Annotated in this window: 31 protein-coding genes, 1 tRNA gene and 5 pseudogenes; 16 read left to right on the top strand and 21 right to left on the bottom strand. The window is 42.0% G+C overall.

Annotated elements, in window-relative coordinates:
* The 5 genes and pseudogenes from FTU70_RS13000 to FTU70_RS13020 all read left to right on the top strand — a co-directional run.
* Positions 1–220, top strand: a 220-nt coding sequence (locus tag FTU70_RS13000) for an integrase core domain-containing protein (protein WP_032031668.1), incomplete at its 5' end; no start/stop codon positions are given.
* 39 nt (positions 221–259) lie between these two features.
* Positions 260–796, top strand: a pseudogene (locus FTU70_RS13005) (hypothetical protein); the annotation flags it as partial.
* Between the two features lie 65 nt (positions 797–861).
* Complete coding sequence (locus FTU70_RS13010) at positions 862–1443, top strand: hypothetical protein (RefSeq protein ID WP_180060695.1); 582 nt, start codon at positions 862–864, stop codon at positions 1441–1443.
* Positions 1444–1454: 11 nt separating this feature from the next.
* Positions 1455–1886: a hypothetical protein gene (locus FTU70_RS13015; RefSeq protein WP_180060696.1), complete on the top strand. Its 432-nt coding sequence runs from the start codon at positions 1455–1457 to the stop codon at positions 1884–1886.
* A gap of 129 nt (positions 1887–2015) precedes the next feature.
* Positions 2016–2216: a hypothetical protein gene (locus FTU70_RS13020; RefSeq protein WP_024437259.1), complete on the top strand. Its 201-nt coding sequence runs from the start codon at positions 2016–2018 to the stop codon at positions 2214–2216.
* A 36-nt stretch (positions 2217–2252) separates the two neighbouring features.
* Here FTU70_RS13020 and FTU70_RS13025 read toward each other — a convergent pair whose 3' ends face one another.
* From FTU70_RS13025 to FTU70_RS13080, 12 genes are all read right to left on the bottom strand, one after another.
* Positions 2253–2396, bottom strand: a complete 144-nt coding sequence (locus FTU70_RS13025; protein ID WP_180060697.1) for a hypothetical protein — start codon at positions 2394–2396, stop codon at positions 2253–2255.
* 133 nt (positions 2397–2529) lie between these two features.
* A complete protein-coding gene (locus FTU70_RS13030; RefSeq protein WP_180060698.1) occupies positions 2530–2892 on the bottom strand; it encodes a hypothetical protein in 363 nt (120 codons plus the stop codon).
* 5 nt (positions 2893–2897) lie between these two features.
* The gene (gene dnaB, locus FTU70_RS13035; RefSeq protein WP_180060699.1) at positions 2898–4268 is read right to left on the bottom strand and encodes a replicative DNA helicase; all 1371 of its coding nucleotides are present in this window, start codon (positions 4266–4268) and stop codon (positions 2898–2900) included.
* Positions 4268–5059: a helix-turn-helix domain-containing protein gene (locus tag FTU70_RS13040; RefSeq protein WP_180060700.1), complete on the bottom strand. Its 792-nt coding sequence runs from the start codon at positions 5057–5059 to the stop codon at positions 4268–4270. Before FTU70_RS13040 ends, dnaB begins: the two co-directional genes overlap by 1 nt.
* Positions 5049–5225, bottom strand: a complete 177-nt coding sequence (locus FTU70_RS13045; protein ID WP_180060701.1) for a hypothetical protein — start codon at positions 5223–5225, stop codon at positions 5049–5051. The genes FTU70_RS13040 and FTU70_RS13045 overlap by 11 nt, the downstream gene beginning before the upstream one ends.
* Positions 5218–5769, bottom strand: a complete 552-nt coding sequence (locus FTU70_RS13050) for a hypothetical protein (RefSeq protein ID WP_180060702.1) — start codon at positions 5767–5769, stop codon at positions 5218–5220. The genes FTU70_RS13045 and FTU70_RS13050 overlap by 8 nt, the downstream gene beginning before the upstream one ends.
* A complete protein-coding gene (locus FTU70_RS13055) occupies positions 5766–6074 on the bottom strand; it encodes a hypothetical protein (protein WP_180060703.1) in 309 nt (102 codons plus the stop codon). The genes FTU70_RS13050 and FTU70_RS13055 overlap by 4 nt, the downstream gene beginning before the upstream one ends.
* Positions 6071–6625: a Rha family transcriptional regulator gene (locus tag FTU70_RS13060; RefSeq protein ID WP_180060704.1), complete on the bottom strand. Its 555-nt coding sequence runs from the start codon at positions 6623–6625 to the stop codon at positions 6071–6073. Before FTU70_RS13060 ends, FTU70_RS13055 begins: the two co-directional genes overlap by 4 nt.
* On the bottom strand, positions 6622–6915 hold the full coding sequence (locus FTU70_RS13065; protein WP_180060705.1) for an AlpA family transcriptional regulator: 294 nt from the start codon (positions 6913–6915) through the stop codon (positions 6622–6624). Before FTU70_RS13065 ends, FTU70_RS13060 begins: the two co-directional genes overlap by 4 nt.
* Positions 6916–7025: 110 nt before the next feature.
* A complete protein-coding gene (locus FTU70_RS13070; RefSeq protein ID WP_180060706.1) occupies positions 7026–7613 on the bottom strand; it encodes a hypothetical protein in 588 nt (195 codons plus the stop codon).
* Between the two features lie 144 nt (positions 7614–7757).
* Positions 7758–8954, bottom strand: coding sequence for an integrase arm-type DNA-binding domain-containing protein (locus tag FTU70_RS13075; RefSeq protein ID WP_180060707.1), 1197 nt, complete (start codon positions 8952–8954; stop codon positions 7758–7760).
* A 179-nt stretch (positions 8955–9133) separates the two neighbouring features.
* Positions 9134–9224 (bottom strand) — tRNA-Ser (locus FTU70_RS13080).
* A 119-nt stretch (positions 9225–9343) separates the two neighbouring features.
* Between FTU70_RS13080 and FTU70_RS13085 the strand changes: the two genes are divergently transcribed.
* On the top strand, positions 9344–11224 hold the full coding sequence (locus FTU70_RS13085) for a potassium transporter Kup (protein ID WP_004974367.1): 1881 nt from the start codon (positions 9344–9346) through the stop codon (positions 11222–11224).
* 83 nt (positions 11225–11307) lie between these two features.
* Here FTU70_RS13085 and FTU70_RS13090 read toward each other — a convergent pair whose 3' ends face one another.
* Entirely contained in the window at positions 11308–11913 is a 606-nt protein-coding gene (locus FTU70_RS13090) for a hypothetical protein (RefSeq protein ID WP_004974369.1), read from the bottom strand.
* Positions 11914–12257: 344 nt separating this feature from the next.
* Between FTU70_RS13090 and FTU70_RS13095 the strand changes: the two genes are divergently transcribed.
* On the top strand, positions 12258–13334 hold the full coding sequence (locus FTU70_RS13095) for a DNA/RNA non-specific endonuclease (protein ID WP_004974371.1): 1077 nt from the start codon (positions 12258–12260) through the stop codon (positions 13332–13334).
* A gap of 49 nt (positions 13335–13383) precedes the next feature.
* Positions 13384–13629 carry a hypothetical protein gene (locus FTU70_RS13100; RefSeq protein ID WP_004974374.1) on the top strand — a complete coding sequence of 82 codons (246 nt, stop codon included), beginning with the start codon at positions 13384–13386 and terminating at the stop codon, positions 13627–13629.
* A gap of 152 nt (positions 13630–13781) precedes the next feature.
* Here FTU70_RS13100 and aqpZ read toward each other — a convergent pair.
* Positions 13782–14375 (bottom strand): annotated as a pseudogene (gene aqpZ, locus FTU70_RS13105) (aquaporin Z); the annotation flags it as partial.
* A gap of 81 nt (positions 14376–14456) precedes the next feature.
* On the opposite strand from aqpZ, the pseudogene FTU70_RS13110 reads away from it, so the two are divergent.
* The 4 genes and pseudogenes from FTU70_RS13110 to FTU70_RS13125 all read left to right on the top strand — a co-directional run.
* Positions 14457–14806: pseudogene (locus tag FTU70_RS13110) on the top strand (transposase); the annotation flags it as partial.
* A gap of 1 nt (position 14807) precedes the next feature.
* Positions 14808–15036: pseudogene (locus FTU70_RS13115) on the top strand (IS5/IS1182 family transposase); the annotation flags it as partial.
* 235 nt (positions 15037–15271) lie between these two features.
* A complete protein-coding gene (locus tag FTU70_RS13120) occupies positions 15272–16975 on the top strand; it encodes a carboxypeptidase regulatory-like domain-containing protein (protein ID WP_131260656.1) in 1704 nt (567 codons plus the stop codon).
* A 411-nt stretch (positions 16976–17386) separates the two neighbouring features.
* Positions 17387–17737, top strand: a pseudogene (locus FTU70_RS13125) (transposase); the annotation flags it as partial.
* A gap of 345 nt (positions 17738–18082) precedes the next feature.
* On the opposite strand, the gene hisF reads toward FTU70_RS13125, so the two are convergent.
* A complete protein-coding gene (gene hisF, locus FTU70_RS13130) occupies positions 18083–18841 on the bottom strand; it encodes an imidazole glycerol phosphate synthase subunit HisF (protein ID WP_004974384.1) in 759 nt (252 codons plus the stop codon).
* A 113-nt stretch (positions 18842–18954) separates the two neighbouring features.
* Between hisF and FTU70_RS13135 the strand changes: the two genes are divergently transcribed.
* From FTU70_RS13135 to FTU70_RS13145, 3 genes are read left to right on the top strand one after another with little or no spacing between them, the layout of a single operon-like run.
* Entirely contained in the window at positions 18955–19905 is a 951-nt protein-coding gene (locus tag FTU70_RS13135; RefSeq protein WP_179990270.1) for a homoserine kinase, read from the top strand.
* 12 nt (positions 19906–19917) lie between these two features.
* A complete protein-coding gene (locus FTU70_RS13140) occupies positions 19918–20547 on the top strand; it encodes a DUF1294 domain-containing protein (protein ID WP_179994019.1) in 630 nt (209 codons plus the stop codon).
* 40 nt (positions 20548–20587) lie between these two features.
* A complete protein-coding gene (locus tag FTU70_RS13145; protein ID WP_167846391.1) occupies positions 20588–20992 on the top strand; it encodes a hypothetical protein in 405 nt (134 codons plus the stop codon).
* A gap of 55 nt (positions 20993–21047) precedes the next feature.
* Here the strand turns inward: FTU70_RS13145 and FTU70_RS13150 are convergent, their stop codons facing one another.
* The 6 genes from FTU70_RS13150 to hisB all read right to left on the bottom strand — a co-directional run bounded on the left by FTU70_RS13150 (position 21048) and on the right by hisB (position 25626).
* Positions 21048–21938 (bottom strand): DMT family transporter, encoded by an 891-nt coding sequence (locus FTU70_RS13150; RefSeq protein ID WP_228274487.1) that lies wholly within the window; start codon positions 21936–21938, stop codon positions 21048–21050.
* 112 nt (positions 21939–22050) lie between these two features.
* Positions 22051–22782: a 1-(5-phosphoribosyl)-5-[(5-phosphoribosylamino)methylideneamino]imidazole-4-carboxamide isomerase gene (hisA, locus tag FTU70_RS13155; RefSeq protein ID WP_004974395.1), complete on the bottom strand. Its 732-nt coding sequence runs from the start codon at positions 22780–22782 to the stop codon at positions 22051–22053.
* A 67-nt stretch (positions 22783–22849) separates the two neighbouring features.
* Positions 22850–23527, bottom strand: a complete 678-nt coding sequence (locus tag FTU70_RS13160; protein ID WP_004974396.1) for a hypothetical protein — start codon at positions 23525–23527, stop codon at positions 22850–22852.
* 169 nt (positions 23528–23696) lie between these two features.
* The gene (locus FTU70_RS13165; RefSeq protein ID WP_004974398.1) at positions 23697–24167 is read right to left on the bottom strand and encodes a DUF805 domain-containing protein; all 471 of its coding nucleotides are present in this window, start codon (positions 24165–24167) and stop codon (positions 23697–23699) included.
* Between the two features lie 248 nt (positions 24168–24415).
* Entirely contained in the window at positions 24416–25033 is a 618-nt protein-coding gene (gene hisH / locus FTU70_RS13170; protein ID WP_004974401.1) for an imidazole glycerol phosphate synthase subunit HisH, read from the bottom strand.
* Positions 25033–25626, bottom strand: a complete 594-nt coding sequence (gene hisB, locus FTU70_RS13175; protein ID WP_096902642.1) for an imidazoleglycerol-phosphate dehydratase HisB — start codon at positions 25624–25626, stop codon at positions 25033–25035. Before hisB ends, hisH begins: the two co-directional genes overlap by 1 nt.
* A gap of 96 nt (positions 25627–25722) precedes the next feature.
* Between hisB and FTU70_RS13180 the strand changes: the two genes are divergently transcribed.
* A complete protein-coding gene (locus tag FTU70_RS13180; RefSeq protein WP_180060708.1) occupies positions 25723–26100 on the top strand; it encodes a GNAT family N-acetyltransferase in 378 nt (125 codons plus the stop codon).
* Positions 26101–26419: the final 319 nt, after the last annotated feature.

The following is a 26419-nucleotide window of genomic DNA, read 5'->3' on the forward strand; positions in this document are numbered from 1 at the left end:
TAATGCTTTGGCTGAAACGGTGAATGGCTTATACAAAACAGAGGTGATTGAATATTTAAAAGCAGATTGGCAAGGTTTAGCAGATGTACAACTTGCGACACTAAACTGGGTAGATTGGTTCAATAAAAAGCGTGTACACAGTGCACTGGGTTATGTATCGCCTTTTGAGTTTGAAGCAATGTACTATGATAAGATTAACCCGTTAGGTCAGGTGGCCTAACTTAAATAAAAAAGTCTCCGACAAACCCGGTACGGTTCATTCCGTATTGGTCATCGTGCCTTTGCCCAGGGAGACATTAAGAGCCGGGTGACGTTCCTAGCTTCGCTACTGGCTTATCAAACTCTAGCAGGTGCATTGATTGTTCAGACCCAGAACTTGGCCAATGGTAAGAATCCAGAGCCGGTATTTACGATTGATTTCTTTGGTAAGTCACTTCTTAAAGGTGGAGGGCTTTCCTTCCTGGGGGACATCATGTCTGCACTTTCAGATCCAACCGGTCGAAGTGCATCAGACTTTATCAGTGGCCCATTATTAGGCCAAAGCATGAAGTTGGGTATGCTGCTAACAGGGATGGGCAACAACATCATTGAGGGGAAAGAATCTACCCGGATGATGGAGGTGGCCAATACCCTGAAGAGTAATATTCCATTGCAGAATCTTTGGTACAGTAAGCTGGTCGTAGATCGAATGCTGTATTCCAAAATGCAGAATATGATTGATCCTGATTATTTACCAAGAACACAGCAACGCCTGGAGAACCTAGGTAATAGTTACTGGTGGGATTTATCGGAATAAAACTAGGAGCTTCGGCTCCTTTTTTGTATTATCAAAATAGTACTTTAAGGAAGCTATGTGTGAGAATGAAAAGAATTATCCTGGGTTTCACTTTATTTATGTTGGGAATGTCTGCTAATGCTGGACAAGAAATGCACGGTATTAAATTACCCGAAGGATATAAAAAACAATATATTGATCCACTTAAGAAACAAGCTTATTTCATTGATGAAGATCTAGTAAAAGGTAAGCCTAGCATTATCTTTAGCTTTGTTCCTGATACAACCAAAGACGATATTTGGCTTACTACTTGTCAGCACACTTTTGACAAAGGACTCCAGATATTCACTTGCTTTACTCAACAAGGTCAGTTTGGAATAGGTAGTAGTGCAGATGGGCATGATATTGTTTTTAGATTCGAAAAGCCTAAGGAAATAGCTGTTACCAAAATCAACTATAAATTTGATAATCAAAAAATCATGACTTTGTCTGTAAGTGCCATACCTCATGGTGTGGCTGCAGAGACTTTTATTAGAAAATTAAAGGAAGCTACCGTATTGAGTTTTTCTTGGAAAGACGGTTCACAGTACGAAGCAGAAAAAATTAACCTAAATGGTTTGGTAGAATCATTGTTATTCGCTAAGAAAATGATCGAATTAAATAATTAGGAATCAATGTAATGAAAAGATTACTTTATGGTATGCATGTATATCTATTCAGCTCAATGATTATGGCTACCCCAATCACCCTGCAGCATTCCAAAACTAGCTATGTAAACTCCGGGATCTGTTCTGCCGTGGTGGATGTGACAATCCATGATTTTCTTGGAACCAATGACAAGTTGTATTTAGATCTGGTGGCAAAAGATAAATCCGGCAGAGTGCAGGGGACTTCTGAGAATGTAATAACCTACGGCGATATACAAAACCTTCAAGGTAAAGCATTTGGGAATGTCTTTATCGAATCAGAGACTATGTGCGGAGCGGGTCGCACTTGGACAGTTCAAGTTAAGCGCGCCGTCCTGGTCGCAGATGGTAAAAGAGAAGACCTACTGAAGGCTAAAAAAGTTCATATTGATGACTTCCAGCCGATGAAATTTAAAGTTAATTGAGACTCTTGTATATGCTTACTATTTTTCAATTCTATAACTGATTTACAGCTATAAATTAATAAATAAAGTTGAAAGTATTACTCACCAAAATAAATACTTATCTGATTGATTTAAGAAGGTTGTGGAGTGATGAAAAGATTTTGGGAAAAGGTAGGAAACTTTTACATTTATTCTTTATTTGCCGGACCTGTTGCCATGGTTTTCTTAATGAGTGGCGATCAAGATTATATAGTAAATAAGATTTTAACTTTTTATTTTATGGGAGTCTTGGCTTTAACAATTGTTCTTTGGCCAATCTTAGCTTTTATAGGTAGAAAGAAACGATCATAAAAATAAGGCTGCATTTGCAGCCTTATTTGTTTTTGATTAACGACCACCTGGGCGACGATCAGCAGCACGATCACCACAAGATGAACCGTCTTTAGCAGATTGCCAGCTATGATCGCATGAACCAGCAAAGGCCATAGTTGTAGGCAGTGCTAGGATTGCAGCAAGAATTAAAGTTTTCACTTGAAATACCCCTTATTGTAATTTGCAAATTTGCTGAATCAGCATACTTACTTTAACCTTGAGAATCTATGATCAAAGTCATCAAGGTACAAAAGTAAGTCGGACTCTTCGCGAGAATATTGCTTTAAAAAGATTAAAGCAATTCTAATTGCCCAATCTCATATTGGTATGTAGCCCATTCACCTTCACGAGGAACGCGTTCAACGCCAGTTTCAGATTGCCATAGTTGAATTAATGCCTCTCCATTTTCATAATTTGGAATACCCCCGCGCGCCCATTCAGATACTGTTGAAGCACCTGATACTGGTAAGACAAATGCAATCTTTTCGTGTGTCCAGCCACATTTGTTTAAGTCCAGAATCATTCGATTAAAGTCTGGATGTTTGTAACCGCGCTGTTTAACAATAAATTCTTTAACTTTCTTTTTAGTTCTTAGATTGATGAATCGGTCAGCTGCGGCCTTCTGCGCTATAGTTCGATCAATGCTGTGTGCCATTTATTTTATGCTCCTTGAATTTCATTAAGTGCTTCAGGATCCAAATTACTAAATTGGCAATACTTCAGTTGAGCATGCATATATGCGGTACCTGTTTCGCCGTGACGGTTTTTGCCAACAATAGCCTCAGCAATACCTCGGTACCGAGTTTCTTTGTTATAGACTTCATCTCGATACAGGAAAATAATTTGGTCTGCATCTTGTTCTATCGCGCCTGATTCACGTAGATCCGACATCATTGGTCTTTTATTAGGTCGCTTCTCTAACTCACGATTGAGCTGAGATAAAAGCACAATGACGCAATCAAACTCTTTGGCCAAGGCTTTAAGTTCACCAGTGAAATAGGCAATTTTTAAATCCTCTCGGGCGAATTGTTTTGTTGTCTTCATGATCTGTAGGTAGTCGACAAGAACAATACCTATGGACCCATATTGGTGTTGTATTTTGCGAATGGATTCACGGATATTGGCAATAGAAGGTCGAGAAGTGTCATTGATATGCATTGGTATGCTTTTAAGCATAACAACGGCGTTTGTATATGCGGTGAATTCATTTTTAGGTAGCAGATGAGGAGAGTTGCGCACTACTCCAATATCTGCAGGTGCAATCGCGCAACAGAGACGCATGGCGATCTGCTCTTTAGGCATTTCGCCAGACATGATGAGGGCAGGCTTTTTCTGTATGACTGCTACATTGTTTGCGATGAGCTGGAGCATCGTAGTTTTACCCATCGCGGGCCGTGCAGCCACCACCATTAGGCAACCAGGTTCAACGTCACCAAGCTTTTTATCAAGGTCATAGATACCTGTTTGAATCCCTTTAATTAATGTTTTCCCTGCGATAGCCGCATCAATTTTTCGATGCATTTCTTGAAAAGTATTTGCTGCAGCATCATGAATATGGAATAACGACTCACTACCTGATTCAGTATTCAAATCAGCAAAGGCAGCTTGAGCATTTTGTACCAACTCACCGCGAGTGACATTTAAATGACGGGCTTGCTGAATGATTTTTAAGGCTTCCGATTCAACTTGGCGACATGCTGTTAGGTCTTTCAATTTTTCGGCGTATGGCACTAAGTTATAGAAGCTAGAGGGAGCATCGCTCATTAGCTGCATGAGATATTGCTCACCACCTGAAGCTAAGCTGTGGTTATTCATTTCCAGCCATTGGTTAACTAGAACAACATCGTACGGCGAGTTTTTTGAGTCTAGACTTACTATCGCTTGAAAAATCAGTTTGTGACGTACGGCATAAAAATCATCTACTGATAGTAAATTTTCAACCTGCGCATAAGATCCAGTCACAGTCATTAGTGCAGCAAGTACTCCTTGCTCAATTTGTAGATTATGGATCGGAGCCGAGTTGGTATTCATTACATGCTCCCAAGTAAACTTTTAGGCTTACTATCAGACAAATTAATAATTGGTTGATCAGTTGAAACAGTATTAGGTTGAAATTGATGCACATAGTTTGGGTTTGCTTTTTTGTAACGCTCAAACTTATCTATGATCCACGCTGTGAACTTATGAAGCTTTTTACTGTTTGATAGGACCTGACTATCAAAGTGAGAGTTAAATGCACTCAGCTCAAACTCAAAACTTGGCAGACCAAAGATCGAGTCAAGACTATTTCCATATCCTGCCATTTTTAACTTCGTTGCCAGCTGATCTGTATCAGGAATCCAATCGTGCTCTTGAGAGAGATTCATGGATGGATTCTCTGATAGGTTCTGTACCCCATTTTTGGGATCATTCAACATCCCGTTTTTGGGCATATTCAAAGCACCGTTTTCGGGATCATTCTCATTTTTGGAATCATTCCGTTTTTGGGATTGTTTAATATTCCCGTTTTTGGGTGTATTAGAATCATTCTGAATTTGAGTGTATTCCTCGCGACCCTTTACGCCGTTGAGCTTGAGAACCCTAACTCGTTTAGTTGGCCCCGTGCGTTCACCTGTATCTTCAACTAGCCCCAAGTTGATTAACTCTAAAATAACTTTTTGAACTGTTTTTTTGTCTAGCACGGTATCTTTGGCCAGGCGATCTATGCTTGGCCAAGCCGTATGTTCTTCACCAGCTCGATCTGCTAACGAAAGCAGAACGAGACGTTGCGAAGAGTTATTTACTGGAGCAGTCCAAGCCCAGCGTGTTGCATCAATGCTCACTAGGCCCTCCTTGCTGATGGTGGTTTTTCAGTACCGTATTCCAAAGACGTTCTGGAGTAATACGTACTGATTCAACATATGCAGCTGATGGGGGCATTGCTGTCTGATCGACAACAGGCTCTGGCTGTATTTTGATTTTTTCTGAGGAGATAGAAGGCTTATCCATTTTTAGTAGCCTCCCATTCAGCCTCAAATTTTTCAAATTCAATTTTGAAAGTGTTTCTATGATTGTCAGAATAATAGTCTGCAATATTGATCAGATTTTCTAGACTTGCAAAAACTGCATCACAAAGTGCTTTAGAAGTCTGTTTGACAGTACGAAGTTCATCTTTTATTTGAAAAATTAAAGATGAAAGCCAATTAAAAAATTCATGAGCCAAGCCATAAAGATCCAGAAAACCCCCAGCATCACATTTAGTTTCAGTAACTGAATTTTTATAATTTTCGAGTTGCACATCAAAGGTATTGCAAAAATCGTTAGAAAGATAACGTGCGATTGAGATAAGGCTTTCTAATTCTGTGAATGTGCTCGGGTGAAGTACATTCTCATAAGAAGTCTTTAGAAAAGTTATACTTTTGTCGATTCGATCGATAAGAGTTTGTATGCTGGTTGTGGTCTCAAGCACTATAGTGTGAGCATCTAAAAGCTGCGTGTGAGTGTAAAACCGAATCGATTGTTCTGGAAATTGAATTTGTACTTTAGCGTTCATGATGAATGCGCTCCTTGTGTTTGTTTAGGAGCTTTACCAGTCACGACCAAGTGAGGGTGGTAAAGCTGAAAAGGGTTGGTCGACAGGTACACAAGAGACCTGCACATCCGAAGATGTCCCTCTCCAGCTTCACCATAGAGATGCAGAAGCATAGAGATTTTACGCATAAAAAAAGCCCGTAGCGGACTGTATGCGCTTGTGTATTCATAGCCGACCAAAGCTAATTCGATGATTTTGCACCGAACAGGATCAATATAGCCGAATCGTTGCAGTTTGAGAAGAGCTATTAAAAAAATAATTTTCATTGGTCTTCCTCCTCAAATAATAGAGGCTGAAGTTGTCGTTCAAGCTCTGCGACTTTTTCAGCAGCATGTGGCTTAATCTTGCGACCGAATAAAACTAGATTGCGGCCAGCCTCACTGGCAGCATCGGATGCACGTTCATATTGCAGAACAGCTTTGTTAAATTCAGAAATAAGAGTTAAATTCTGAGATTTGATGAAGTCAGACATCTCATCAAAAGCTGCGATATAGCTTTCTTTAAAAAGAGCTGCTTGCTTACCAGTGAAGCCCATGACTAGAAAAACAAAACCATTTTTTGTCATTTCATACATTGGGCGGGGTTTGCCCTGAGTATCAATGTATTCTGTGAGCGCAAAATTGCGCACGCTAAACTCAGCAGAACACTCTAACTCTCTCAATGCACGAAGAACATCACGATGATTGCGCTGGAAGTATTTCGCCACTTTCAATGATGTCGTCGTTGCTTCAGCTTGATTATCACTATTATGAAAGCGATTACTGATTTCAATTAACTGGTTTTGGGCTTCAGTTGAAAAGTTAAGAGGTCTATTCATTGAGTTACCTCCAATCCTTTTGAAGCCATCCATGCTTGAACTTCAGAAAGACGCCACACTGTAACTGTTGGGCTTAATTTTACTGGAGCAGGGAATTCACCACGTTTTACCCAATTCCAGATAGTTTTATCTGAGACGCCAAGTAAGCCTGCGGATGCTGGGCGAGCATTAACTACCTTAGCTTTACCTTTGTTAATGCCGCTTTTGTAAATGTGAGTAGACGCCTGTTTAGCTGGAATATTCGCTAAATCTTTAATGCGTAAAAATCGCTCTTGAGTGGGATGATTCATACTTAAAACCTATCTAAATATCCGTGGCGTTCTTTGCCAAAGATTGCAATAGATACAGTTTTAAAGTTTTACTTTTCCCATAAACAGTGGGGGTGGGGGTTTCTGGGAAACTATATTATTGAAGGGTCAAACATTTCTTGTAATGTTTTTAACCTCGCTTCATTTGAATTCTTTTTTTGATCAATTTTTAAAGCCAAGCTATATAGCGCCATTGCTGTCTTATCTTTTTTGGCTAATGAATATTTATTCGCCAATGTCTTAATGCTTATAGGTGAATCGGGGAAGCAGTCTTTTTTCGCGATTTGACAGGCATGATTGGTCGTGATTTCTTTTTCTTCTTTAATCAATTCAATTAGACAATAGAAACCTAGCAGCTGATTACTATCCCATGTATTGGTTCGACCAGAAGGGGATTCCTGCATTTGAAAGCCAGGTTCGTGTGTGGCTGCTAATTTAAATGCTAATTTAAGCCATTTAGCATCATCGTCTTTATCTATTTCATAGTAATCAAGTAGAACAAACATTTTGTTATAAGCTCCCTCTACAATAGAGCCTAGCACTTCATGATTATGTTTTTGCAAATCTAAGTCATTTTTTTTCTGATCTTCTTCAGACAGAATATTGTAAAAACAATTCCGAGGCATGTAGTTAGGAAAAGGTAATCTTTCCAATAATTCTTTTGGCTTTTGCTTTTTCATATGCTTCCCACAGCTCCCCAAAAAATTAGCTAAGTCAATCGGATTGGGTGTCCGACTTTCGGGGATCAGCCTAGACTTAGCAAACTGAATATAGCAAAAAAACCTTACTTCTAATGACTAATTTTTTGCTAAGCATTCAAATTTTTAAGCACGTTTCCCTTTAGGAAATGGAACAATATTATTTCTAAGGCTATCTATAAAATTTGCCCATTCCTGCATCATCTTGGTTCTGTACTGTAAGTGTTGAGCATGGTTATAGGCTTGAGAGACGGCGTTACCAGTCTTGTGTGCCAGCTGTACTTCAATGGCATCATGCAGGTATCCCTGTTCATGTAATGTGGTTGATGCCAGCCCCCTGAAGCCGTGGCCTGTCATTTTACCCATATAGCCCATGGTTCTAATGGCACTCAACAGTGCATTACTGCTTAATGGTTTCCCTGTACTATGGTTGTAAAAAACGTACTGCTTATGTCCGGTTAATGGCTTCAGGCTTTCCAGTAGTTCAATAGCTTGGTTGGATAGAGGGACAATGTGCAGTAAGGCCATCTTCATTTTGTGAGGTGGGATACGCCATTCTCTGGTTTCAAAATTAATCTCATCCCATTCCATCATCCGAAGTTCAGCTGTACGCACAAAGGTTAGGGTCATTAACTGTAGCGCCGTCTTCACCAGGATATTACCGTGGTACCGATCTATGCGGTGCAGGAAGTCTGGAAACTCTGATATATCCAGTCGTGCCATGTTTTTCACTTTTCTAGGCTTCAATGCTTCGTGCAGGTGAGGGGTGGGGTCGTTTTCAATTAAACCTTTTCGGATGGCATACCTGAATACTCGACCTGCTAAAGGGATGGATCGCTTAGCCATCTCCTGAGCACCGCGAGCTTCTATTCGTTGAGCACAGTCCAGAACATCTCTTCCTTTAATCTCTTCAATAGGCATTTTACCGATGTAGGGAAAAAGGTCTTTTTCAAAGACAGACAGATCTCTTAAATATGTAGGTTCTTTAACAAAGTCTTTTCTGCCTTCTAACCATTCAAGTGCTAAGCTTTTAAATGAGGTGTTCTCATTTGCTTTAGACTTCTGCTTCTTTTTCTGCTCACCTGGGTCAACTCCTTCAGCGAGTAATGACCTGGCTTCCAAATGCTTGGCTCTGGCTTGTGCCAAACTCATAAATTCGTAAGAACCTAAGGTCAGGTTTTTTTGTTTCCCATTAAAGCGATACGCAAAGATCCAACTCATACGACCAGTATGGAATACATGGAGTTGTAGACCATTATATTTATCTGGAGTTTTTTTGTCTGGTGTTGGTTTGAGGCGTCTAATTTTGGTGTCGGTGAGCATGTTGGTATACCCCTTTGTTGGTATAAATGCATTGGTATTGTCTCTATACCAACCCTTATACCAACAATATACCAACGATTGCAGGGGAATGCACTTCTTTGCTATAGACAATAAAAAAGGCTTAAACCCTTTAGATTTAAGCCTTTGTGCACTGCGTTGGATTGCAGTTCTTTCGAATTTGGCGGTGAAAGAGGGATTCGAACCCTCGATACGCTATTAACGTATACACACTTTCCAGGCGTGCTCCTTCAGCCACTCGGACACTTCACCATAGGCGGTGGATAATAACCAAAAAATAGTACAAAGCCAAGTTGAAAAATTTGATTTAGAGAAAAACTTTCAGCGTAGTGCTATGATTCTCAAAAATACCGTCTAAATCGAAGACACCTATGCAAAGTACTGCAAAAAAAGCAGCCTTACCCGTCATTACCTTGGCTGCACTCGGAGTTGTATTTGGGGATATCGGAACCAGTCCTCTGTATGCCTTCAGACAAACTTTTTTAACGGCGCATCTTGCAATTACCCAAGCCAGTGTATTGGGAATTTTATCCCTAATTTTCTGGTGCATGATGCTCACCATCAGCTTCAAATACGTCACCATTATTATGCGTGCCGATAACAATGGCGAAGGCGGGATCATGTCATTATTGGCATTGAACCTGCGCACCACCCGTATTGCCGAAGACAAAAAAATCTTCCTGATCGCACTTGGCTTTATTGGTGCATCCCTGTTCTTTGGCGATGGCATTATCACCCCCGCCATTTCAGTATTGTCTGCCATTGAAGGACTAAGTATTGCCACGCCTATCTTTAATCAATGGCTCGTACCGCTCTCCATTGGTATTTTGGCAGGACTGTTCATTGTGCAGCGTCATGGTACAGGCACTATGGGCAAATTTTTTGGCCCACTGACTTTGCTGTGGTTTTTAGCCATTGGCGGTGCAGGGCTGCTCAGTATCATCCAAACCCCATTTGTATTGGCCATGGTCAGTCCACACTGGGCGTTTAACTTTGTAGTAGAGCAACCCTTTGTTGCATTTCTCACCATGGGTGCGGTGATTTTAACCATGACGGGTGGCGAAGCACTCTATGCCGATATGGGGCATTTTGGGCGGATGCCTATTCGCCTCGCGTGGTTTTTGATTGTCTTACCTTGCTTGTTATTGAATTACGCAGGACAAGGGGCATTATTGCTACGTAACCCTGCAGCGATTGAAAATCCGTTCTATATGTTGGTGCCTGAATGGGGCTTATACCCGATGATTGGTTTAGCCACAGCTGCAGCGGTGATCGCTTCTCAAGCGGTGATCACAGGGGTATTTTCAATGGTCAATCAGGCCATTCAATTGCGTTATTTACCACGCCTGACTGTACGTCACACGTCCGATGTTGAACGTGGTCAAATCTATTTGCCATTCATTAACTGGGCCTTATTTATTTCGGTGCTTATCTTAATTTTATTATTTGAAAATAGTGCCAGACTTGCCAGTGCTTATGGCGTGGCAGTGACCATGACCATGCTGTGTGGCACGATTTTAATTTCAGTGCTGGCCTATGGTTTTTGGCGTTGGCCGATGTGGAAAGTTGCCCTTTTTGCAGTGCCATTTTTAACCCTAGATTTAATTTTTGTGGCTTCGACCTCGCTCAAAATTGTGTCAGGGGGATGGGTGCCAATTTTAATTGGCGCCATCATGTATACCATTTTAATGACGTGGAAAGATGGTCGTGCATTGGTTTTCAATCGTTTGGAAAAAGATGCCTTGCCGATAGACCTATTCATTCACAGTATTAGTATGGGCAATGAAACCAAATTTGTCCCTGGCGATGCGATTTTCTTGACAGGTACGCCTAACATTGTGCCACATGCCATGTTGCATAATATTAAGCACAACAAGGTCTTACATGAACGCAATATCATGGTAACTGTCATCACGCGTGATATTCCATTTGTGGCGCAGCAAGATCGGATTCAAGTCGAAAAACTGGATGATCGTTTTTATCGGATTGCCATGTATTACGGTTTTAAAGATCAGCCAAATATTCCAAATGCCTTGAAACAAGCCTATGAACAGCTTGAGTTTGAATTCGATATGATGCAAATGAGCTTCTTTATTTCGCGTGATCGAATTGTGCATACGGTGGGCGATGGCATGTCACCGTGGCGTGAAAAACTGTTTATTTCAATGCAGCGCAATACCAGTCCTGTGAGTGATTTCTATCAAATTCCAACCAACCGTGTGGTGGAATTGGGTAGTCAAATCGAAATTTAAAAACTGCTCAATAGATTTTAAAAAACCAGCATTATAAAGTGCTGGTTTTTTATTTTTAGCTCAAGATTGGTCTTAAACAGATCTTATTGTTCCGTATCACTTGGTTGTAGATGGCTTAAATCTATATCGTTTACATCTGCGCCCTGTGCCGCAGGTGCTGTGGTTTCAAGCCGTTCAGTCGTGGGCAGATTGACTGCTGCTTGTTCAGATGCAGCAGGGTTTTGTGGTGCAGCATTTAGCGCTTCTGCGGTGACATCCACATCATCGCCAGCATTTACAGGTAAATCGGCTGAAGATGACAATAATGGCGCAGAGGTGGCTTGTATGTGTTGTTCGCTCACTTGCTCTGCCTGCGCTGCGTGTTGCAGTTCGGATTCAGTCCCGACAGGCATCGTCATCGGTACATTGTCTTGAGCCAGATTGGCTTGTTCGGCTGAAATTTGGTTTGCAGGCTGTTGCGCTATATTTTCTGCTGGACTTGTTAAGTTTGTATCTGTACTCGGTACAATGCGTATCTGACCATTGGCGATTAATTCTTGTAGTGAGCCTGCTTGCCCATTAATCGTGGTGCTTATTTTGACTTTAGATAAACTTTCTAAAGTATCACCTGCTTGAATGGGTGGTTCGGCAAAGGCAGAAATGCTGATACTGCTACCAACCAAAGCACAAGCAAAAAGATGAAAACGCATGTATTTCTCCATCAAAAATCGCAAAAATAAAGTTAAAACCAATTTAAATCGTCAATGACATCCAGCTAGAGCAGCGCAATGCGCTTGGGTGTCGCTGAGCGATGTCTTTAAGGTGTATTTAGCTTGGCAGATTCGCTAAAACGGATGCAATCAAATCTACCAAACTTGATCTAGACTGATGTCAAAAGTGCTTAAAACTCAGGCTGTGTATGGCTTTTGTGGTGTTATGGCGCGGGTTTTGTTTAATTGTTAGACGAACAAGAGGTGCTTCATATACAAGCTGTGAGTGGATTGTTAAGCTCGGGCAAACTCTGCGGATTTAGAGCGAAGTCACAGTAACGGTTATGGCAAGAAAACGGCGCAATTCCAACAACATTTGGACTCAAATTTTCAATCAAAACAGCTTGAAAGTGCTACTCGGTGTAGTGGCAACAGGGAGTTTTGTGATTGCTTTTGGTCAAGAAAAAATTAGCCAGTGGACTTCACTGGTGCCGAGTTCAGGAAATAGTGCTTGCCTAACCCAGTTCTATCGAGAAACGCCGCCCTATTTACTGAAAAATAGCCTGCAAAAAGACAGCTATCCGCTGTGTTTTAATGACTTTAATGTGATGTATTCAGGGGTATCCAAAACCCCGTTATGGGTGGCAGAAGCCTTAACACCAGCGCGTTTGAGTCAGCGGATTCCACGTGAAGATAACTTTCACGAAGAACCGCGCGTCAAAGCCGAGCATCGTGCGACTTTGCTGGATTATCGTGGTTCGGGTTATGACCGTGGACACATGGCACCGAATGCCGACATGACCAACTTGGCAGCCCAGTTTGACAGTTTTTCTTTGGCAAATATGGTGCCGCAAGCCCCTAAAAATAATCAGCAGGTCTGGCGTGAACTTGAAGAAGCCACCCGAGCGGTGGTGACTAAGCAAAAGCAAGATGTGTATGTGATTACGGGGCCAAGTTTTAATGCCAAGCGTCTAAAAACCATTGGGCAGGGCGTTATTGTGCCGACTGCGGTGTATAAAGCTGTGTATATGCCCAAAACAGGCGCGATAGGGGCTTATTACGCGCCCAATAACGACTCGTTACAGGTGCAAGTGGTGAGTGTCTGCTATTTAGAAGAACAGTTGGGCATTAATTTATTCCCACAATTAAGTGAAGAACAAAAGCGCAATACCTATAAATTGCCTTTGACTGCAAATGCTGTAAAAGCCAATACACCGATTGCCTACTCACATTGGGATGCAGAAAGCCAGTGCGCAGAAGATGTATCTGCTGAGCAATTACAAGCCTTGCAAACCGAATTTAAACGCTCAGGCAGTAGTCCTGCATCGGGTGCTAGCATTGATGCAGATACCCAAGATGCAATTGTGAAGCAATTGATTGAAGCTTTATTGCAATATATTTTACAGTTGTTGAAATCTTAAACTGGGTTAAGATGATGGATATTGCATCCTTCATGCTAAGGTGAATTCAATGTTTAAACCGTTTCAAAATGGGACTGAATCACATGCGATTCATGACTTAACCTTAGAAAATGATTTAGATTGCATCAATGTGTATGGCAATTTGCAAATCAGCAAAGATCAGGCGGGTTTACAGGCAGCCAAAGCACTACAGGCTTTTTTGAATGAAGTTGTTGCAACTTTGGAGCAGACTCCGAATCTGCCTGAAAAGTTAGATCGTCCCGAAGCGGGTGAAATTGAAAATCCATTTTTATAATGGATGCCATCTCAAGATATTAAATCTACTTTAATCTGCTCATCTAAGCCATTAAAAAGCCCGCTCAAACGCTTGAACGGGCTTTGTTGTTTTGTGTGTTTTTAGATAAATCCCAGACATCTTGAAAAGCTGTGGATTTAAAGTTTTGAAGATCAGTCTTCAGCTTTTGCCATAGCGCGATACAGCACCGCACCAATCACCGCACCAATCACCGCACCTACAATCGGTGCAACCCAGAAAGCCCAAAGCTGGCTGAGTGCTGCAGTTTCAGCAAAGAACGCCACACCTGTACTACGTGCAGGGTTCACGGAAGTATTGGTTACAGGAATACTGATCAGATGGATTAAGGTCAGTGCCAAACCAATTGCAATTGGAGCAAAACCTGCAGGTGCACGTTTGGCGGTTGCACCCATAATCACCATCAAAAAGCCAGCAGTGAGTACCACTTCAATCAATAATACTGAACTGAGGGCATATTTTCCTGGAGATAAATCACCATAACCGTTGGTCGCGAAACCGCCTGTGCCTGCAAAACCTGCCTGACCCTGTACAATCAGATACAACACCAGTGCGGCCAGAGTCGCACCAATAATTTGTGAAATAATATACGGTGCGAGTTCTTTGGCTTCAAAACGTCCACCTGCCCACAAACCAATACTGACTGCAGGGTTAAATTGACCACCTGAAATGTGCCCAAGTGCATAGGCCGCGGTTAATACGGTCAGACCGAACGCAAGGGATACTGTACCGTACCGGATTTGTCGGAGAGTCAATATTCTGAGATGAGAAGCATTGCTTCGCAAGACGTAGCGAAGCGTAGTGTCCCGATGACAAAATTAAAATATACCCCTGAAATCAGAGAAAGAGCGGTTCAATTATTGATTGAATCCGAAAAAGATTATCCATCGTATTGGGCTGCAATCACAGCAATCGCTCCTAAGATTGGCTGTACTCCTGAAACACTACGTGTTTGGTATCAAAAATATTTAGATAAACAAAATCCAGTTAAAGTACAGCAGCTTTCAGACCAAGAACGTATCAAACAACTGGAACGCGAAAATAAAGAACTGCAACGTGCGAATGAAATTCTACGTAAAGCAGCTGCTTTTTTCGCCCAGGCGGAGCTCGACCGCCCACACAAATAATGGTGGATTTTATCCATAACAATAAGGCGTTAAGCGCATGCGGTGATTCCACCTAGAAAATGAGAAAGCATACAAAGATACAAAGAGCAGCTCGCTAGAGCGAGATAAATGACTTCGAACAGTTAATCTCAGGTAGGACACTATGGAAAAATGATCAGGCTATCATCGGCGCAGTTGGGTTGAAACTAAGATGCATGCACTTGTAGCAGTCCTCAACAGATGTAAGCAATTAGGTAGAGTACTTACCCAAGTTACGCCTTAAATTTGGTTCATTTCGGGGTACTTTGTCTTTCAAATCTTTGTGGAACAAAGCCCATTTGGCTATACATTAACTAAAAAAAATAGAGAAAAAAACTATAAAAAATATAAAATGTGAAATTTGCGCATTTGGTGGAAATTGGGTATTATTTTGCTGGAATATTGACCAGTATGTTTGGGCTGGCAAAGTTCTAAGTAGAGATAAAATTTTAAAATACAAAATCCAGAGGGCAGAATAGATGAAAAATAGAGCATTTGTAAAAATAATGATGGTCACGGGTGTCTTAGGTTTAACAGCATGTGGCGGTAGTGACAGTGATGAAACAGGAAACGTACCAGTACCATCAGAGCCAGTTGCCGAGGCTATGGTTCAAAAAAGTGTAGAAGAGCTGACGCTGTTGGATGTGAATAACCTTACCTTAAATGCTGCGTCGATTCAGATTTTAAGTGACGAAGAGTGGAAGAAATTACAAGCAAGTAGTTTGAAAACAGCAACAAATGCAAGTACAGCAGATGATTCTGAACAGCTATTTCCACCGATCAATAGTTTACCGACAGCGACTCATTTTAAAGGTCAAAGTTACCTTGCTAATGCTCAAGGCATCGTTAAACTGCCTAAATTGGCTGCAGGCACATATTATGTTTTGGTCACTAAAAATGGACAGTCTGCAGTTTCGGCATTCTTGATCCATCCTAAAAATACCAATAAGAGCATTGTGTTGAATGTTGTCCTCAACTGCTTAGACCAAGACTGTCAGACCTTAAGTGATGCACCTGTCAATGATGCAGTAGTCGGTACGTTGTCTGGTCAGGTCATTTATAAAGGAAAGCCTTTAGCGAATGCGCAAGTCGCATTATCTGGCGGTGCTGCGACCAATGGTGCATTTGTTAGTGCAATTACCGATGCTAATGGTTATTTCACGCTTTCATTTAACGTCTCCAATACTCTGCTTGAAGCATTGAAAAATGCCACGCTCACTATTAGCAGTGCAGGAACTAATACCATGACAAAAAAAGTTACGGTCATTGCTTCTTCTGCATCGGGCTATCAATTTGAAGTGCTGCCTGAAACGACATCTGCAGATGCGGTATGGCGTGAAACTTTTGAAGCGGACTCTACTACTCGCAATGCATGGACAAGCTCACAGCCAAGTGTGGCGAATGTCGATTGGCAGCTGCTAAACAAAGGTCACAATATTCGTAATAATCAAGTGAATCAGCGTGTGCGCTTAGCGCCAAATGACCAAAGTCAAGGCAAGGTACCTGAGCCACTGCAAGGTAATACGGCATATTGGTATGGTGACAAAGTAAATGGCAACTTTATTGGTGCTTTAAGTGATTCATCTACGGCTCCAGAGTTTGATGGCGGCACCTCGCAGCATGACAATAGGGGAGAATTGATTTCACCTGTGATTAATCTAAGCCAGTATCAGGCGCCTTTGAGTTTAAGCTTTAAAACATGGTGGGAAATTGAGTCAGTCAATCCAAATAATCAGGGGTTTGATTTGATGAATATTTTAGTTTCTACCGACGGCGGTAACAGTTTTAAGACTTTGGCTCGATTAAACCCGCTGGCAGATCCATCTTCTGCATATGATCGCGCGCCGATTCCATACAGTAATTTAGGCTTTAACCTCGCACCGGCTGCTGTTCAGCAAGAAGCAATTTCATTAGATGAATATGCAGGCAAGGCCAATGTTCAGCTGAAATTCCAATTTAGAACGGTCGATGGACTTTATAATGGTTTCCGCGGCTGGATGATTGATGATGTGGTGATTCAGAAAAAAGCCGGAACTTTCCCATTATTTGATGGTGTGAGTTTTGATGAAAATTCAGATAGTTTCTCTCAGGACTATAGTGGCGTCGCTGCAAAACAAGCGGGCGTTTTGTTGAAAAGCACGAAGAGTTATGCACGGTGGGCTGACGAGCCACAGCGTAAATAAAGATTTACATGGCGGTGCAGTATGAATGAATAGAATAGGTTTAGACACATTGCATTCGCGATCAATCAACCATCAAGCGTGGTGAATACTAAAAACAGCTCTCTATTGAGGGCTGTTTATATCTAAAGGGGCAATTTATTCAGCCACTTCAGCATAGCGGTAACTAAAGCGTAAGCGTTCGCTGAACACAATCTTACGAATTAATCCTATAAGCCTTAATTCAATCCCCTTTAAAAAACAGGCGACTCAATTTTATGACTACAAATAACCAGACATTGATCGCATTTCTTGCCAAGAAACTAAGAACATACAGTGAATCATAGTGAGTTTGTCGAAGACGAGATTGTAAATAAAATTGCGTAATTGATTGAATTTTATATGTTCATAGTCACAACGAAGTCAGGCATCATGTTGGAAGAACAAAAATTAAATGACCTTATAGCAGAATTTGCTAAATCCATAAAAACAGAAGATGATCTAAATCCATTCAGCCGATTGTTGACTAAACTGACTATTTTAGCGGCTCTCAATGCCGGACTTACCCTACACCTCGGACATGAAAGAAAGCTCGTAAGCGCGGTTCTAATGCTCGCAATGGTCATTCAAGTAAGACCTTACGGATGATGGTGAGATTCAGATCACGACACCAGGAGATCGTGATGACACACTTCAGTCACAGCTGTTTAAAAAGAAAGAGAAGCACGACTTCGCAAGGCTATCACGCGAATGGATAGCCAGATTCTATCCCTTTATATCAAAGGCTCCCAGAGGGAAACTGGAATTTACAGCCTTGTACCCTGTCATTTTCTTCACCATTTTCAACTGCAATAAGCTTATGAGTATGATGACTGTGATTCAATCCTTTACTGAATTTCATGCTGGCTTTTTGAGTCCTGAACTTTGACTCATCCAGATAAGGAAAACGTCAGCTCAATATTGACGGGTATCTATGGAACACAAGGGGTTCTTAAAGCGAAATATGGGACAGTAGTGGCATTCGGACTCCTTTTTTTCTGCCTGTATTTTGGGCTAAATAAAAAAGTGTAACCCGAAGATTACACTTTTAAAGCTCAAAAACTAAAGTCTAAAACAGTTTTGTTTTAGAAATTACAAACGCATTTCAATGCCTTGCGCTGCCAAATATTGTTTGGCTTCTGGAATAGTGTGCTGACCAAAGTGGAAAATTGAGGCAGCTAGTACCGCATCTGCACCACCTTTTAAAATACCATCTGCCAAGTGCTGTAAATTACCTACACCGCCAGACGCAATCGTCGGTACAGTCACACGGTCATTGATGGCACGCATGAGCGCCAAGTCATAGCCTGCCTTGGTACCATCGGCATCCATTGAAGTGACCAATAGCTCACCTGCGCCATAGTCTGCCATTTTCACTGCCCATTCAATGGCATCAATACCTGTTGGTTTACGACCACCGTGGGTGAAAATTTCCCATTTGTTATCACCCGTTTTTTTCGCATCAATGGCAACCACAATACATTGCGCGCCAAAACGCTGTGAGGCTTCTTGCACAAATTCAGGGTTAAAGACGGCTGCAGAGTTAATGCTGACTTTATCTGCACCTGCGTTAAGTAACAGGCGGATGTCCTCAACCTTACGCACGCCACCACCAACGGTGAGGGGCACGAACACGGTTTCTGCCATACGTTCTACAGTACGATAAGTCGTATCACGACCATGATGGGTAGCGGTAATGTCTAAAAAGGTGATTTCATCGGCACCTTGTTCATTATAACGACGCGCCACTTCGACAGGGTCGCCCGCATCACGAATATCAAGGAATTGCACGCCCTTAACCACGCGACCATTATCTACGTCTAGGCAAGGAATAATACGTTTCGCTAGCATAAATTTTTCCAATTATTACAGCCGATTATGAAACTCACCCACACAAGCGCTACACCTTGGCAGATGGAGCGGGTATTCTATCAAACTTAGCTCAGGTTTTTCGCAGGTTTTCTATGTCGGTTTATACTCCTTTGACTTTAAAGGAAGTTCAGGTCTTTGCAGCGCCTTATGGATTGGAGGTGGTCGAGCTGATTCCCATTCAAGGGGGGATTCAAAATACCAATTATTTTTTGCGCTGCGACAATCAAAACGAGTACGTGCTGACCATTTTTGAAGAATTAGATCAGCAAGCGGCAGGTGAATTAATTCCTGTATTGCAGCATTTGGGGCAAGCGGGTTTGCCTGTGGCAGTGCCTTTATCCTATTCGGGACAAGCCATTCACCAATTAAAAGAAAAACCTGCACAAATTGCACCGCGTTTAATTGGGCAGCATCCGACACTGGCAACAGTGGCGCAAGTGGAAGCGATTGCGATTGCACAAGCCAAAATGCATGTGGCCTTACAAAATTTTCCTTTGCAGCGCGATCATGTACGTGATCATGCTTATTGGGCAGGGGTCGCACGCCAATTAAAACCAAGAATGCATGTGGCCGATCAAGCCTTACTGTCCAAACTTTTGGGCTTGTATGAAGCTTTAACCGCAGTCTATCCGCAGCGTCCCAAAGGTTTTATTCACTCGGATTTATTCCGTGACAATACCTTGTTTGCAGATGATCAGTTGCAAGGCATTTTAGATTTTTATGAATTAAATCAAGATGAATTGCTGTTTGATATTGCGATTACGCTGAATGATTTTTGTACCGATTTTCCTGAGCTGAGCTTAAATGAAAGCAAGGCGATTGCATTTTTAAATGCCTACGAAACGGTGCGTCCTTTAACCCAAGACGAAAAAGCCTGTTTGGAACTGTATTTGGCAATGGCGGCAGGACGTTTTTGGTTAATGCGTTTGCAGGTGGCTGCTAAAAATGCGGCAGAAGGGCGGACAGGCGCAGATATTTTGCAGAAAAATCCAGATGAAATGCGGAATATGCTGATTGAACGCTTAAAGTTTGTGACAGCTTGAGGGATATAGAACATGCGTGATCAAGGGCGTTTAGTCGAATGGTTTGATGAGCAGGGTTATGGGTTTATTCAGCCGAATGACCACCAAAAAGATCGCGTGTTTTTACACATTAAGGACTTCGCCCGACAAGGGCCACGTCCAATTGTGGGCTGTGCCTTGGAATATACCGTAACTGTGGATGAGCGCGGACGTTACCGAGCACAGCAAGCGGTGTATTTAAAAGCTTCGCAGACCAAAGCAGCAAAGGCATCTGCTGTGAGTGCGAAAACATCCAACATCACGCAAAAAATGCAGCCGATGCAAATATTATGTGTGGCTTATATTGTTGCTTTGGCTTTGCTGACGCTGTTGGGATTGCTCAGCGGCATGTTGTTATTATTCATCAGTTTGATGAATGCGCTGAGTTATTGGCTGTATGCACAAGATAAAGAAGCTGCACAGCAGGGCGGGCGTCGTATTCCTGAAAATAATTTGCATATCGTGGCTTTTTTAGGGGGCTGGCCTGCAGCATGGTTAGCACAACAAAAATTACGCCATAAAACACAAAAACAACCCTTTGGTAAGATTTATTTTTGTACGATAGGCTTAAATATCTTGCTGATTTTATGGTTAATTTCTCCGTTGAATCAGCTCAGTATCTAATTGGGAATATTGTTCCAGTAACAGGCTTGTCAGGTGCATTATGTCAGAAGCAGAGCATTCATATTCAGTAGATCAAGACCCACATCGTTCATTGACCATGATTTTATATGTGCTGTATATCGTGGCGATTTTTTCTGCGGGGATATTGGCCGTTATTGCCTTAATCATCAACTATTTAAAACGTAGTGATGTACAAGGTTCAATTTTTGCCAGTCATTTTACTTGGCAAATTCGCAGCTTCTGGTGGTATCTGTTTTGGAATATTGTGGCCTTTGTGCCGTTCTTTTTGGTGTTCTTTAGTCCAGATGCGCAAAGCTTTGCCAGTATGACTTTGGCTGCGACACTTTTCTGTATCGCAGTGGTTGCTATTTCGTGGTTATGGATTGTTTACCGTGCTATACGCGGTTTAATTCGCGTGAATGATAATTTACCGATGTATCATTAAATTCACGTTCGTTCGTCTTTTTAAGATGTTTTGAGCGATCTTGCCTAGATGCTGTTCATTCAACTTTTTGGGATGATGTGTTTCGTTTTAAAAATTTTGGTCGCCATTCGCTGACCAGCACGCCTAAAACCACCAGTAGTCCACCGAACAACGCCAGAACTGCCAAGCGCTCGCCTGCCAAACGTCCAATCAATGCGGCCCAAACAGGCTCACCTGCATAAATAATAGCAGCTTGCGCAGGGTCTACTTGTCGTTGCGCCCAGTTCATCACCAATTGAATCACGGCACTGGCAATGCCTAAGCCGAGCAAAACAGCAAGGAGTGACCACTGAAATTCGGGCAATTGAGTTTCTCCAACCCATGGTGCAATCGCAAAACACAATAACGATGCACAACCCAGTTGGATGAGGGTAACGCGCTTTAAATTGACCCGATTGGCAAAATAGCTAATTAAAATAATTTCAAAGGCAATCGCAATTGAACCGATTAAAGTAATGGCTTGTCCAAAACTTAACTGAATTGCGCCTAAGCCATTGCCTGTTAAAAAGACCAAGCCTACAAATGCCAAAATAGCACCCAACCAAGTCATGACATGCGGACGTTGATCAAAGCATAACCACAGCAATAGCGGTACAAGCGGGACATACAGCGCCGTTAAAAAGGCCGATTCGCTACTGCTGATACTTTGTAAGCCAATGGTTTGAGTGACATAACCTAGCGCAATGACTGCGCCTATGGCAAAGCCTGCATAGAGTTCATCGATGCTAAAACCACGTAAGCTTCGCCATGAAATCAGCCCCACGGCCAACGTGGCTGCGGCAAAACGTAAGCCTACAAACAGTACTGGACTGCTGAAGTTCAAACCGTATTGCACGGTAATGAAGGTTGCACCCCAAATTAAGGTAATCAAAATGAGCGCCAGTTGCGGCGCTTTGCTGCGAAGCATTGGTGAAAGCTGAGACATAGAACCAGTGGGAGATGAAGAAAACTCAAAATGAGTAAAATAAAATCAAAATAAAAAAGAGGTCCGCAGACCTCTTTAAAAATACGCGGCAGAATTACAAAGATTGCTCATCTAAAAGCAACTGTGCCTCACGCAGGCTTAACGTGCCTTCGTAAATTGCACGACCTGTAATCGCACCTAAAATGCCAGGCTGACCTTTTAGGTTGCGTACGTCATCTAAATTGGTCACACCGCCAGAAGCAATCACAGGTAAGCCTGAATATTGCGCCAAGTTTACGGTTTGTTCTACGTTCACACCTTGCATCATGCCATCACGGGCAATATCGGTATAAACAATGCTAGATACACCTGCATCGGCAAAACGCTTAGCTAAATCTGTTGCCTTCACGTCTGTGACGTTGGCCCAACCATCAGTAGCCACCATGCCATTCATGGCGTCAATGCCGACAATGATGTGTCCTGCAAATTTCTTGCAGGCTTCTTCTACAAAAGTAGGCTCTTGTACGGCTTTGGTACCAATAATCACGAACGATACGCCTGCATCCAAATAGTGTTCGATGGTTTCGAGTGAACGAATACCGCCACCAATTTGAATTGGAAGATCCGGTTGTGATTTTGCAATCGCTTCAACCACAGGTTTATGAATTGGCGTACCTGCGAAAGCGCCGTTTAAATCGACTAAATGCAAGCGACGCGCGCCTTCATTTACCCAGTGTTGTGCTGTTGCCACTGGATCGTCAGAAAATACAGTATCATCTTCCATACGACCTTGTTTTAAACGAACACACTTGCCATCTTTCAGGTCAATTGCAGGGATGATCAGCATGCTTTCGCTCCTTGCCAAAAACTTATTGAATTCAATCTGTGCATCTTAACAAAGTATTGTTAAATATCTAAGCATCTGTTGTAGGTTTTGTTTTAGAGGGACGAATCCGCAATTTGAGTGAACTGTTTGGGATATGCTCGGGCAATAGACCCAAACGCCCCAATTCTTCAAATATCAACACAGGTGCGTAGGCATCGGCGGCAGCATAGGCAATTTGTGCTTCACTGAGCTGTTTGCATGCCCAGTTTGAGGTGCTGATACTTCGGCTTTTAGGGAAATGAACGTGAAATAATAATGCCATGGCATTTTTAAGCCCAAGCGGACTTTTAAAACCAAAACTGCCAAAACATTTGGATAGTTCAATCACGCTATTCAGTTGTATACCTTTTTTACGAAATAAATGGGCATCATTTTTCAGCCCAAAACCTACTTTAATTTGATCGCGATTGGCAAAAACTGGCTGCAAAAATTGCCAAATGTCATCATTGAGCTGAAATAGATAGGCTTTTTCTAAGGTTGCGAGCTGAATTAAATGCGGGCCTGTAGAAACTTCGCCTACATTAAACGTGGGTTTAGATTCAGAATCGAAACCCAAGACAGCTGCGGTTTTCAGTTCAGCTTCAATTGCTAGACATTGCTCTAGATTTTGAATCAGTACAATATTTTGACGCGCAATATTTTCAAACAGTGGCAATTGCCGAATTTCATCAGGGCTAGGCAGGGTACGCAGACGAGTGAGATCCATAACATTCAAAGCGGTAAAGAAGCGGTTTTAGCCTAAAGCGTTTTGCGGAATTTGGCAAAGTTTAAAAGATTGAAAATGCTGTGCAGGACAAAGATTGCAGCGAATATCCTGAAAAAATAGCCCAATAGATGGGCTATTTCGAAATATCAACCAAGTGGAATATTTTTGCTTAGACGTTGCTGAATATACCTGACAAGAAGCTGCCAATAATCGCCAAAATCATCAGCACAATAAAAATCCAAGCCAGTACTTTTTCCCAACCTGCAGTTTCACGTACCGCACCATAGCTATTTTGACGATCATCGCCAGGTGCAAATACCAAATATAAACCCATAATAATATTCACCAAAGGCACCAAAATCAGCAAAGATAACCAGCCAGTATGATTGCGGTCATGCAAGCGGCGGATGGTGAAAATAAAGCTAAAATAGAACGCAACGATATAAATGATCACGAGCAAGATCATGCCGATGCCCATAGAGCCAGAGCCGAGCTCTAGCAATAAATTGGGTGCAACAACGGCAATAATTGCAATCAGTACTGCAAGCCCCAAGCTGAGCAAACAGTTCCACGCTAAAAATGATAATCGACCAAAACGCCCCGCTGCACTGAGTGCAGAATCTTCTACATATTGACTCATTGTTGTAATTCCTAGATTTTTTGAATTTTCTGTCGCATACCGTATATTTGCTCAAAAATCTTGTGAGATATCTCTCTCACATCGCAAACATAGACCAATTATCGACAGACCCTCAGTTTATTTTGAATAAAAGGTATAAAAAACGCTTTAATTTTAAACACAAATCAATGTGCAATAAAAGTGAAAAACATTCACGCAAAAATAAAGCCGAGATTAACTCGGCTTTATTGATTGAAGCATCCTGAATATTAGATATTCCATTCCACAAAGTTTTTTAGTAACTGCAAACCAACAGTGTGACTTTTTTCTGGGTGGAACTGCGTTGCAAACAAGTTGTCTTGATGCAGGGCTGTACAGAAAGTTAAACCATAATCACAGGTCGCGGCCACGATTTTTTCATCTTGCGGTTCAACATAAAAACTATGCACGAAGTAAAAACGCGCATCTTGTTCAATGTTGTTCCACATAGGGTGGCTCGGGTCACGTTGATGTACCTGATTCCAACCCATGTGTGGCACTTTTAAACCTGCTACTTCAGGAAAGCGTTTGACTGTACCTGCAAAAATGCCCAGTGCATCTGCTCCGCCATTTTCTTCGGAATGTTGCATCAGCGCCTGCATGCCTACACAAATTGCAAGTACAGGTTTATTAAAGACCGCGTTGCGTACCACGTCATCAATGCCAGCTTCATGCATGCCTTGCATACAATCACGCATAGCACCCACACCTGGAAACACAATTTTATCGGCTTGTGCAATCAGTTTTGGGTCATTGGTCACATCTACCGTTGCACCCACATGCTCTAAAGCTTTCGCTGCAGAGTGTAAATTTCCCATGCCATAGTCAAGAAGGGCAATTCGGGTCATTAGAGTGTTCCTTTGGTTGATGCCACTGTATTTTCAGCACGCGGATCGACTTCACATGCCATGCGTAAAGCACGTGCAAATGCTTTAAATACGCTTTCAATTTGGTGGTGGCTGTTTTTACCTTTGAGGTTGTCGATGTGCAGTGTCATTAATGCATGGTTGACAAAGCCTTGGAAGAATTCTGAGAATAAATCCACATCAAAAGTACCAATACGTGCGCGGGTAAATGGAATATCCATAAATAAACCCGGACGACCCGATAAATCGACAATCACACGGCTTAAAGATTCATCAAGTGGTGCGTAAAAGTGACCGTAGCGTCGTAAACCTTTTTTATCGCCCAAAGCTTGAGCAAAAGCTTGTCCAAGCGTGATACCACAGTCTTCTACAGTGTGGTGATCATCAATTTCCAAGTCGCCATCACAATGAATATCAATATCAAACAAACCGTGTCGCTTGATTTGATCAATCATATGGTCTAAAAATGGAACTCCAGTGTTGAGTGTGCCTTGACCCGTACCGTCCAGATTCACACGAACTCGAATTTTAGTTTCGTTGGTATTTCTCACCACTTCACTGATACGTTGGGTCATAGACACGTTCCTCAAAAAACGTCAAAAATGATTGATGTAAAATGTTTTCGCTGTGACGAAGTCTCAGCATATTAGATTGCTCAGGAGGGTTAATCAATGCCTATTACCGTACATGCCTATACTTCACTGGAAAATACCGAAGTGCGCAGCCAGCTTGAGCGACTGTATGATACCAGCCCTGAATTTGGCGATGGGCAAGATGCGGTAAGCCAACTTGAGCAGAACTTGGCTCAGTATACCCTACTTTACACGGCAGAATTTAATACTAAAGCGATTGGTGCGATTTGGTGCACAGGGCAAGATGATCATCGTACGCTTGAATATATTGTGGTGCATCCTGCAAACCGTGGTCGAGGTGTGGCAGATCGTTTGGTGAGTGAGGTGTGCCGTATGGAAGAAGCCAAAGGTGTGCAGCACTTTCAGCCGGGTTGTGGTGCGATTCATCGTTGTTTGGCGCATTTGGGTAAGTTGTGAGTTTTTAAAAAGCTGACGTTGTGTCTGTCTTTTCAGTTTATCCGTATAGGTCAAAATTAAATTAGTATCGAAAATCCCTTCTCTTGCGCCATATATGGCTCAGGGATGAGGAATATCTTCCGTAAGAGGATGATGGGGGATTGAAGTATGGTTTTAATCGGATTTGTGAAAGAAGTTTATCCACTGGAGCGAAAAACCTCGTGGTTCAGCACGAGGATATAAGCGACTGGAGTAAACCATATGAACGACACGAAATGTCGTTTTAAATACTTGTACTATAGTCACTATTAAGAAAAATACTGTTAAAATAATTGGATGA

This window comes from Acinetobacter sp. YH12135, from assembly GCF_013418565.1.
Lineage (GTDB): Bacteria > Pseudomonadota > Gammaproteobacteria > Pseudomonadales > Moraxellaceae > Acinetobacter > Acinetobacter towneri.

What these genes read in the sequence shown, in the direction of transcription:
- FTU70_RS13090 (WP_004974369.1), bottom strand. Translation starts at nt 11,913, where the DNA reads ATGCGTTTTCATCTTTTTGCTTGTGCTTTGGTTGGTAGCAGTATCAGC.
- hisF (WP_004974384.1), bottom strand. Translation starts at nt 18,841, where the DNA reads ATGCTAGCGAAACGTATTATTCCTTGCCTAGACGTAGATAATGGTCGC.
- FTU70_RS13030 (WP_180060698.1), bottom strand. Translation starts at nt 2,892, where the DNA reads ATGGCACACAGCATTGATCGAACTATAGCGCAGAAGGCCGCAGCTGAC.
- FTU70_RS13075 (WP_180060707.1), bottom strand. Translation starts at nt 8,954, where the DNA reads ATGCTCACCGACACCAAAATTAGACGCCTCAAACCAACACCAGACAAA.
- hisH (WP_004974401.1), bottom strand. Translation starts at nt 25,033, where the DNA reads ATGACCCGAATTGCCCTTCTTGACTATGGCATGGGAAATTTACACTCT.
- FTU70_RS13060 (WP_180060704.1), bottom strand. Translation starts at nt 6,625, where the DNA reads ATGAATAGACCTCTTAACTTTTCAACTGAAGCCCAAAACCAGTTAATT.
- FTU70_RS13165 (WP_004974398.1), bottom strand. Translation starts at nt 24,167, where the DNA reads ATGAGTCAATATGTAGAAGATTCTGCACTCAGTGCAGCGGGGCGTTTT.
- FTU70_RS13150 (WP_228274487.1), bottom strand. Translation starts at nt 21,938, where the DNA reads ATGCTTCGCAGCAAAGCGCCGCAACTGGCGCTCATTTTGATTACCTTA.
- FTU70_RS13015 (WP_180060696.1), top strand. Translation starts at nt 1,455, where the DNA reads ATGAAAAGATTACTTTATGGTATGCATGTATATCTATTCAGCTCAATG.
- FTU70_RS13050 (WP_180060702.1), bottom strand. Translation starts at nt 5,769, where the DNA reads ATGAACGCTAAAGTACAAATTCAATTTCCAGAACAATCGATTCGGTTT.
- hisA (WP_004974395.1), bottom strand. Translation starts at nt 22,782, where the DNA reads ATGCTGATCATCCCTGCAATTGACCTGAAAGATGGCAAGTGTGTTCGT.
- hisB (WP_096902642.1), bottom strand. Translation starts at nt 25,626, where the DNA reads ATGACCCAACGTATCAGTGAAGTGGTGAGAAATACCAACGAAACTAAA.
- FTU70_RS13160 (WP_004974396.1), bottom strand. Translation starts at nt 23,527, where the DNA reads ATGGATCTCACTCGTCTGCGTACCCTGCCTAGCCCTGATGAAATTCGG.
- FTU70_RS13055 (WP_180060703.1), bottom strand. Translation starts at nt 6,074, where the DNA reads ATGAAAATTATTTTTTTAATAGCTCTTCTCAAACTGCAACGATTCGGC.
- FTU70_RS13065 (WP_180060705.1), bottom strand. Translation starts at nt 6,915, where the DNA reads ATGAATCATCCCACTCAAGAGCGATTTTTACGCATTAAAGATTTAGCG.
- FTU70_RS13070 (WP_180060706.1), bottom strand. Translation starts at nt 7,613, where the DNA reads ATGAAAAAGCAAAAGCCAAAAGAATTATTGGAAAGATTACCTTTTCCT.
- dnaB (WP_180060699.1), bottom strand. Translation starts at nt 4,268, where the DNA reads ATGAATACCAACTCGGCTCCGATCCATAATCTACAAATTGAGCAAGGA.
- FTU70_RS13180 (WP_180060708.1), top strand. Translation starts at nt 25,723, where the DNA reads ATGCCTATTACCGTACATGCCTATACTTCACTGGAAAATACCGAAGTG.
- FTU70_RS13095 (WP_004974371.1), top strand. Translation starts at nt 12,258, where the DNA reads ATGGCAAGAAAACGGCGCAATTCCAACAACATTTGGACTCAAATTTTC.
- FTU70_RS13010 (WP_180060695.1), top strand. Translation starts at nt 862, where the DNA reads ATGAAAAGAATTATCCTGGGTTTCACTTTATTTATGTTGGGAATGTCT.
- FTU70_RS13140 (WP_179994019.1), top strand. Translation starts at nt 19,918, where the DNA reads ATGCGTGATCAAGGGCGTTTAGTCGAATGGTTTGATGAGCAGGGTTAT.
- FTU70_RS13045 (WP_180060701.1), bottom strand. Translation starts at nt 5,225, where the DNA reads ATGGATAAGCCTTCTATCTCCTCAGAAAAAATCAAAATACAGCCAGAG.
- FTU70_RS13120 (WP_131260656.1), top strand. Translation starts at nt 15,272, where the DNA reads ATGAAAAATAGAGCATTTGTAAAAATAATGATGGTCACGGGTGTCTTA.
- FTU70_RS13020 (WP_024437259.1), top strand. Translation starts at nt 2,016, where the DNA reads ATGAAAAGATTTTGGGAAAAGGTAGGAAACTTTTACATTTATTCTTTA.
- FTU70_RS13100 (WP_004974374.1), top strand. Translation starts at nt 13,384, where the DNA reads ATGTTTAAACCGTTTCAAAATGGGACTGAATCACATGCGATTCATGAC.
- FTU70_RS13085 (WP_004974367.1), top strand. Translation starts at nt 9,344, where the DNA reads ATGCAAAGTACTGCAAAAAAAGCAGCCTTACCCGTCATTACCTTGGCT.
- FTU70_RS13135 (WP_179990270.1), top strand. Translation starts at nt 18,955, where the DNA reads ATGTCGGTTTATACTCCTTTGACTTTAAAGGAAGTTCAGGTCTTTGCA.
- FTU70_RS13145 (WP_167846391.1), top strand. Translation starts at nt 20,588, where the DNA reads ATGTCAGAAGCAGAGCATTCATATTCAGTAGATCAAGACCCACATCGT.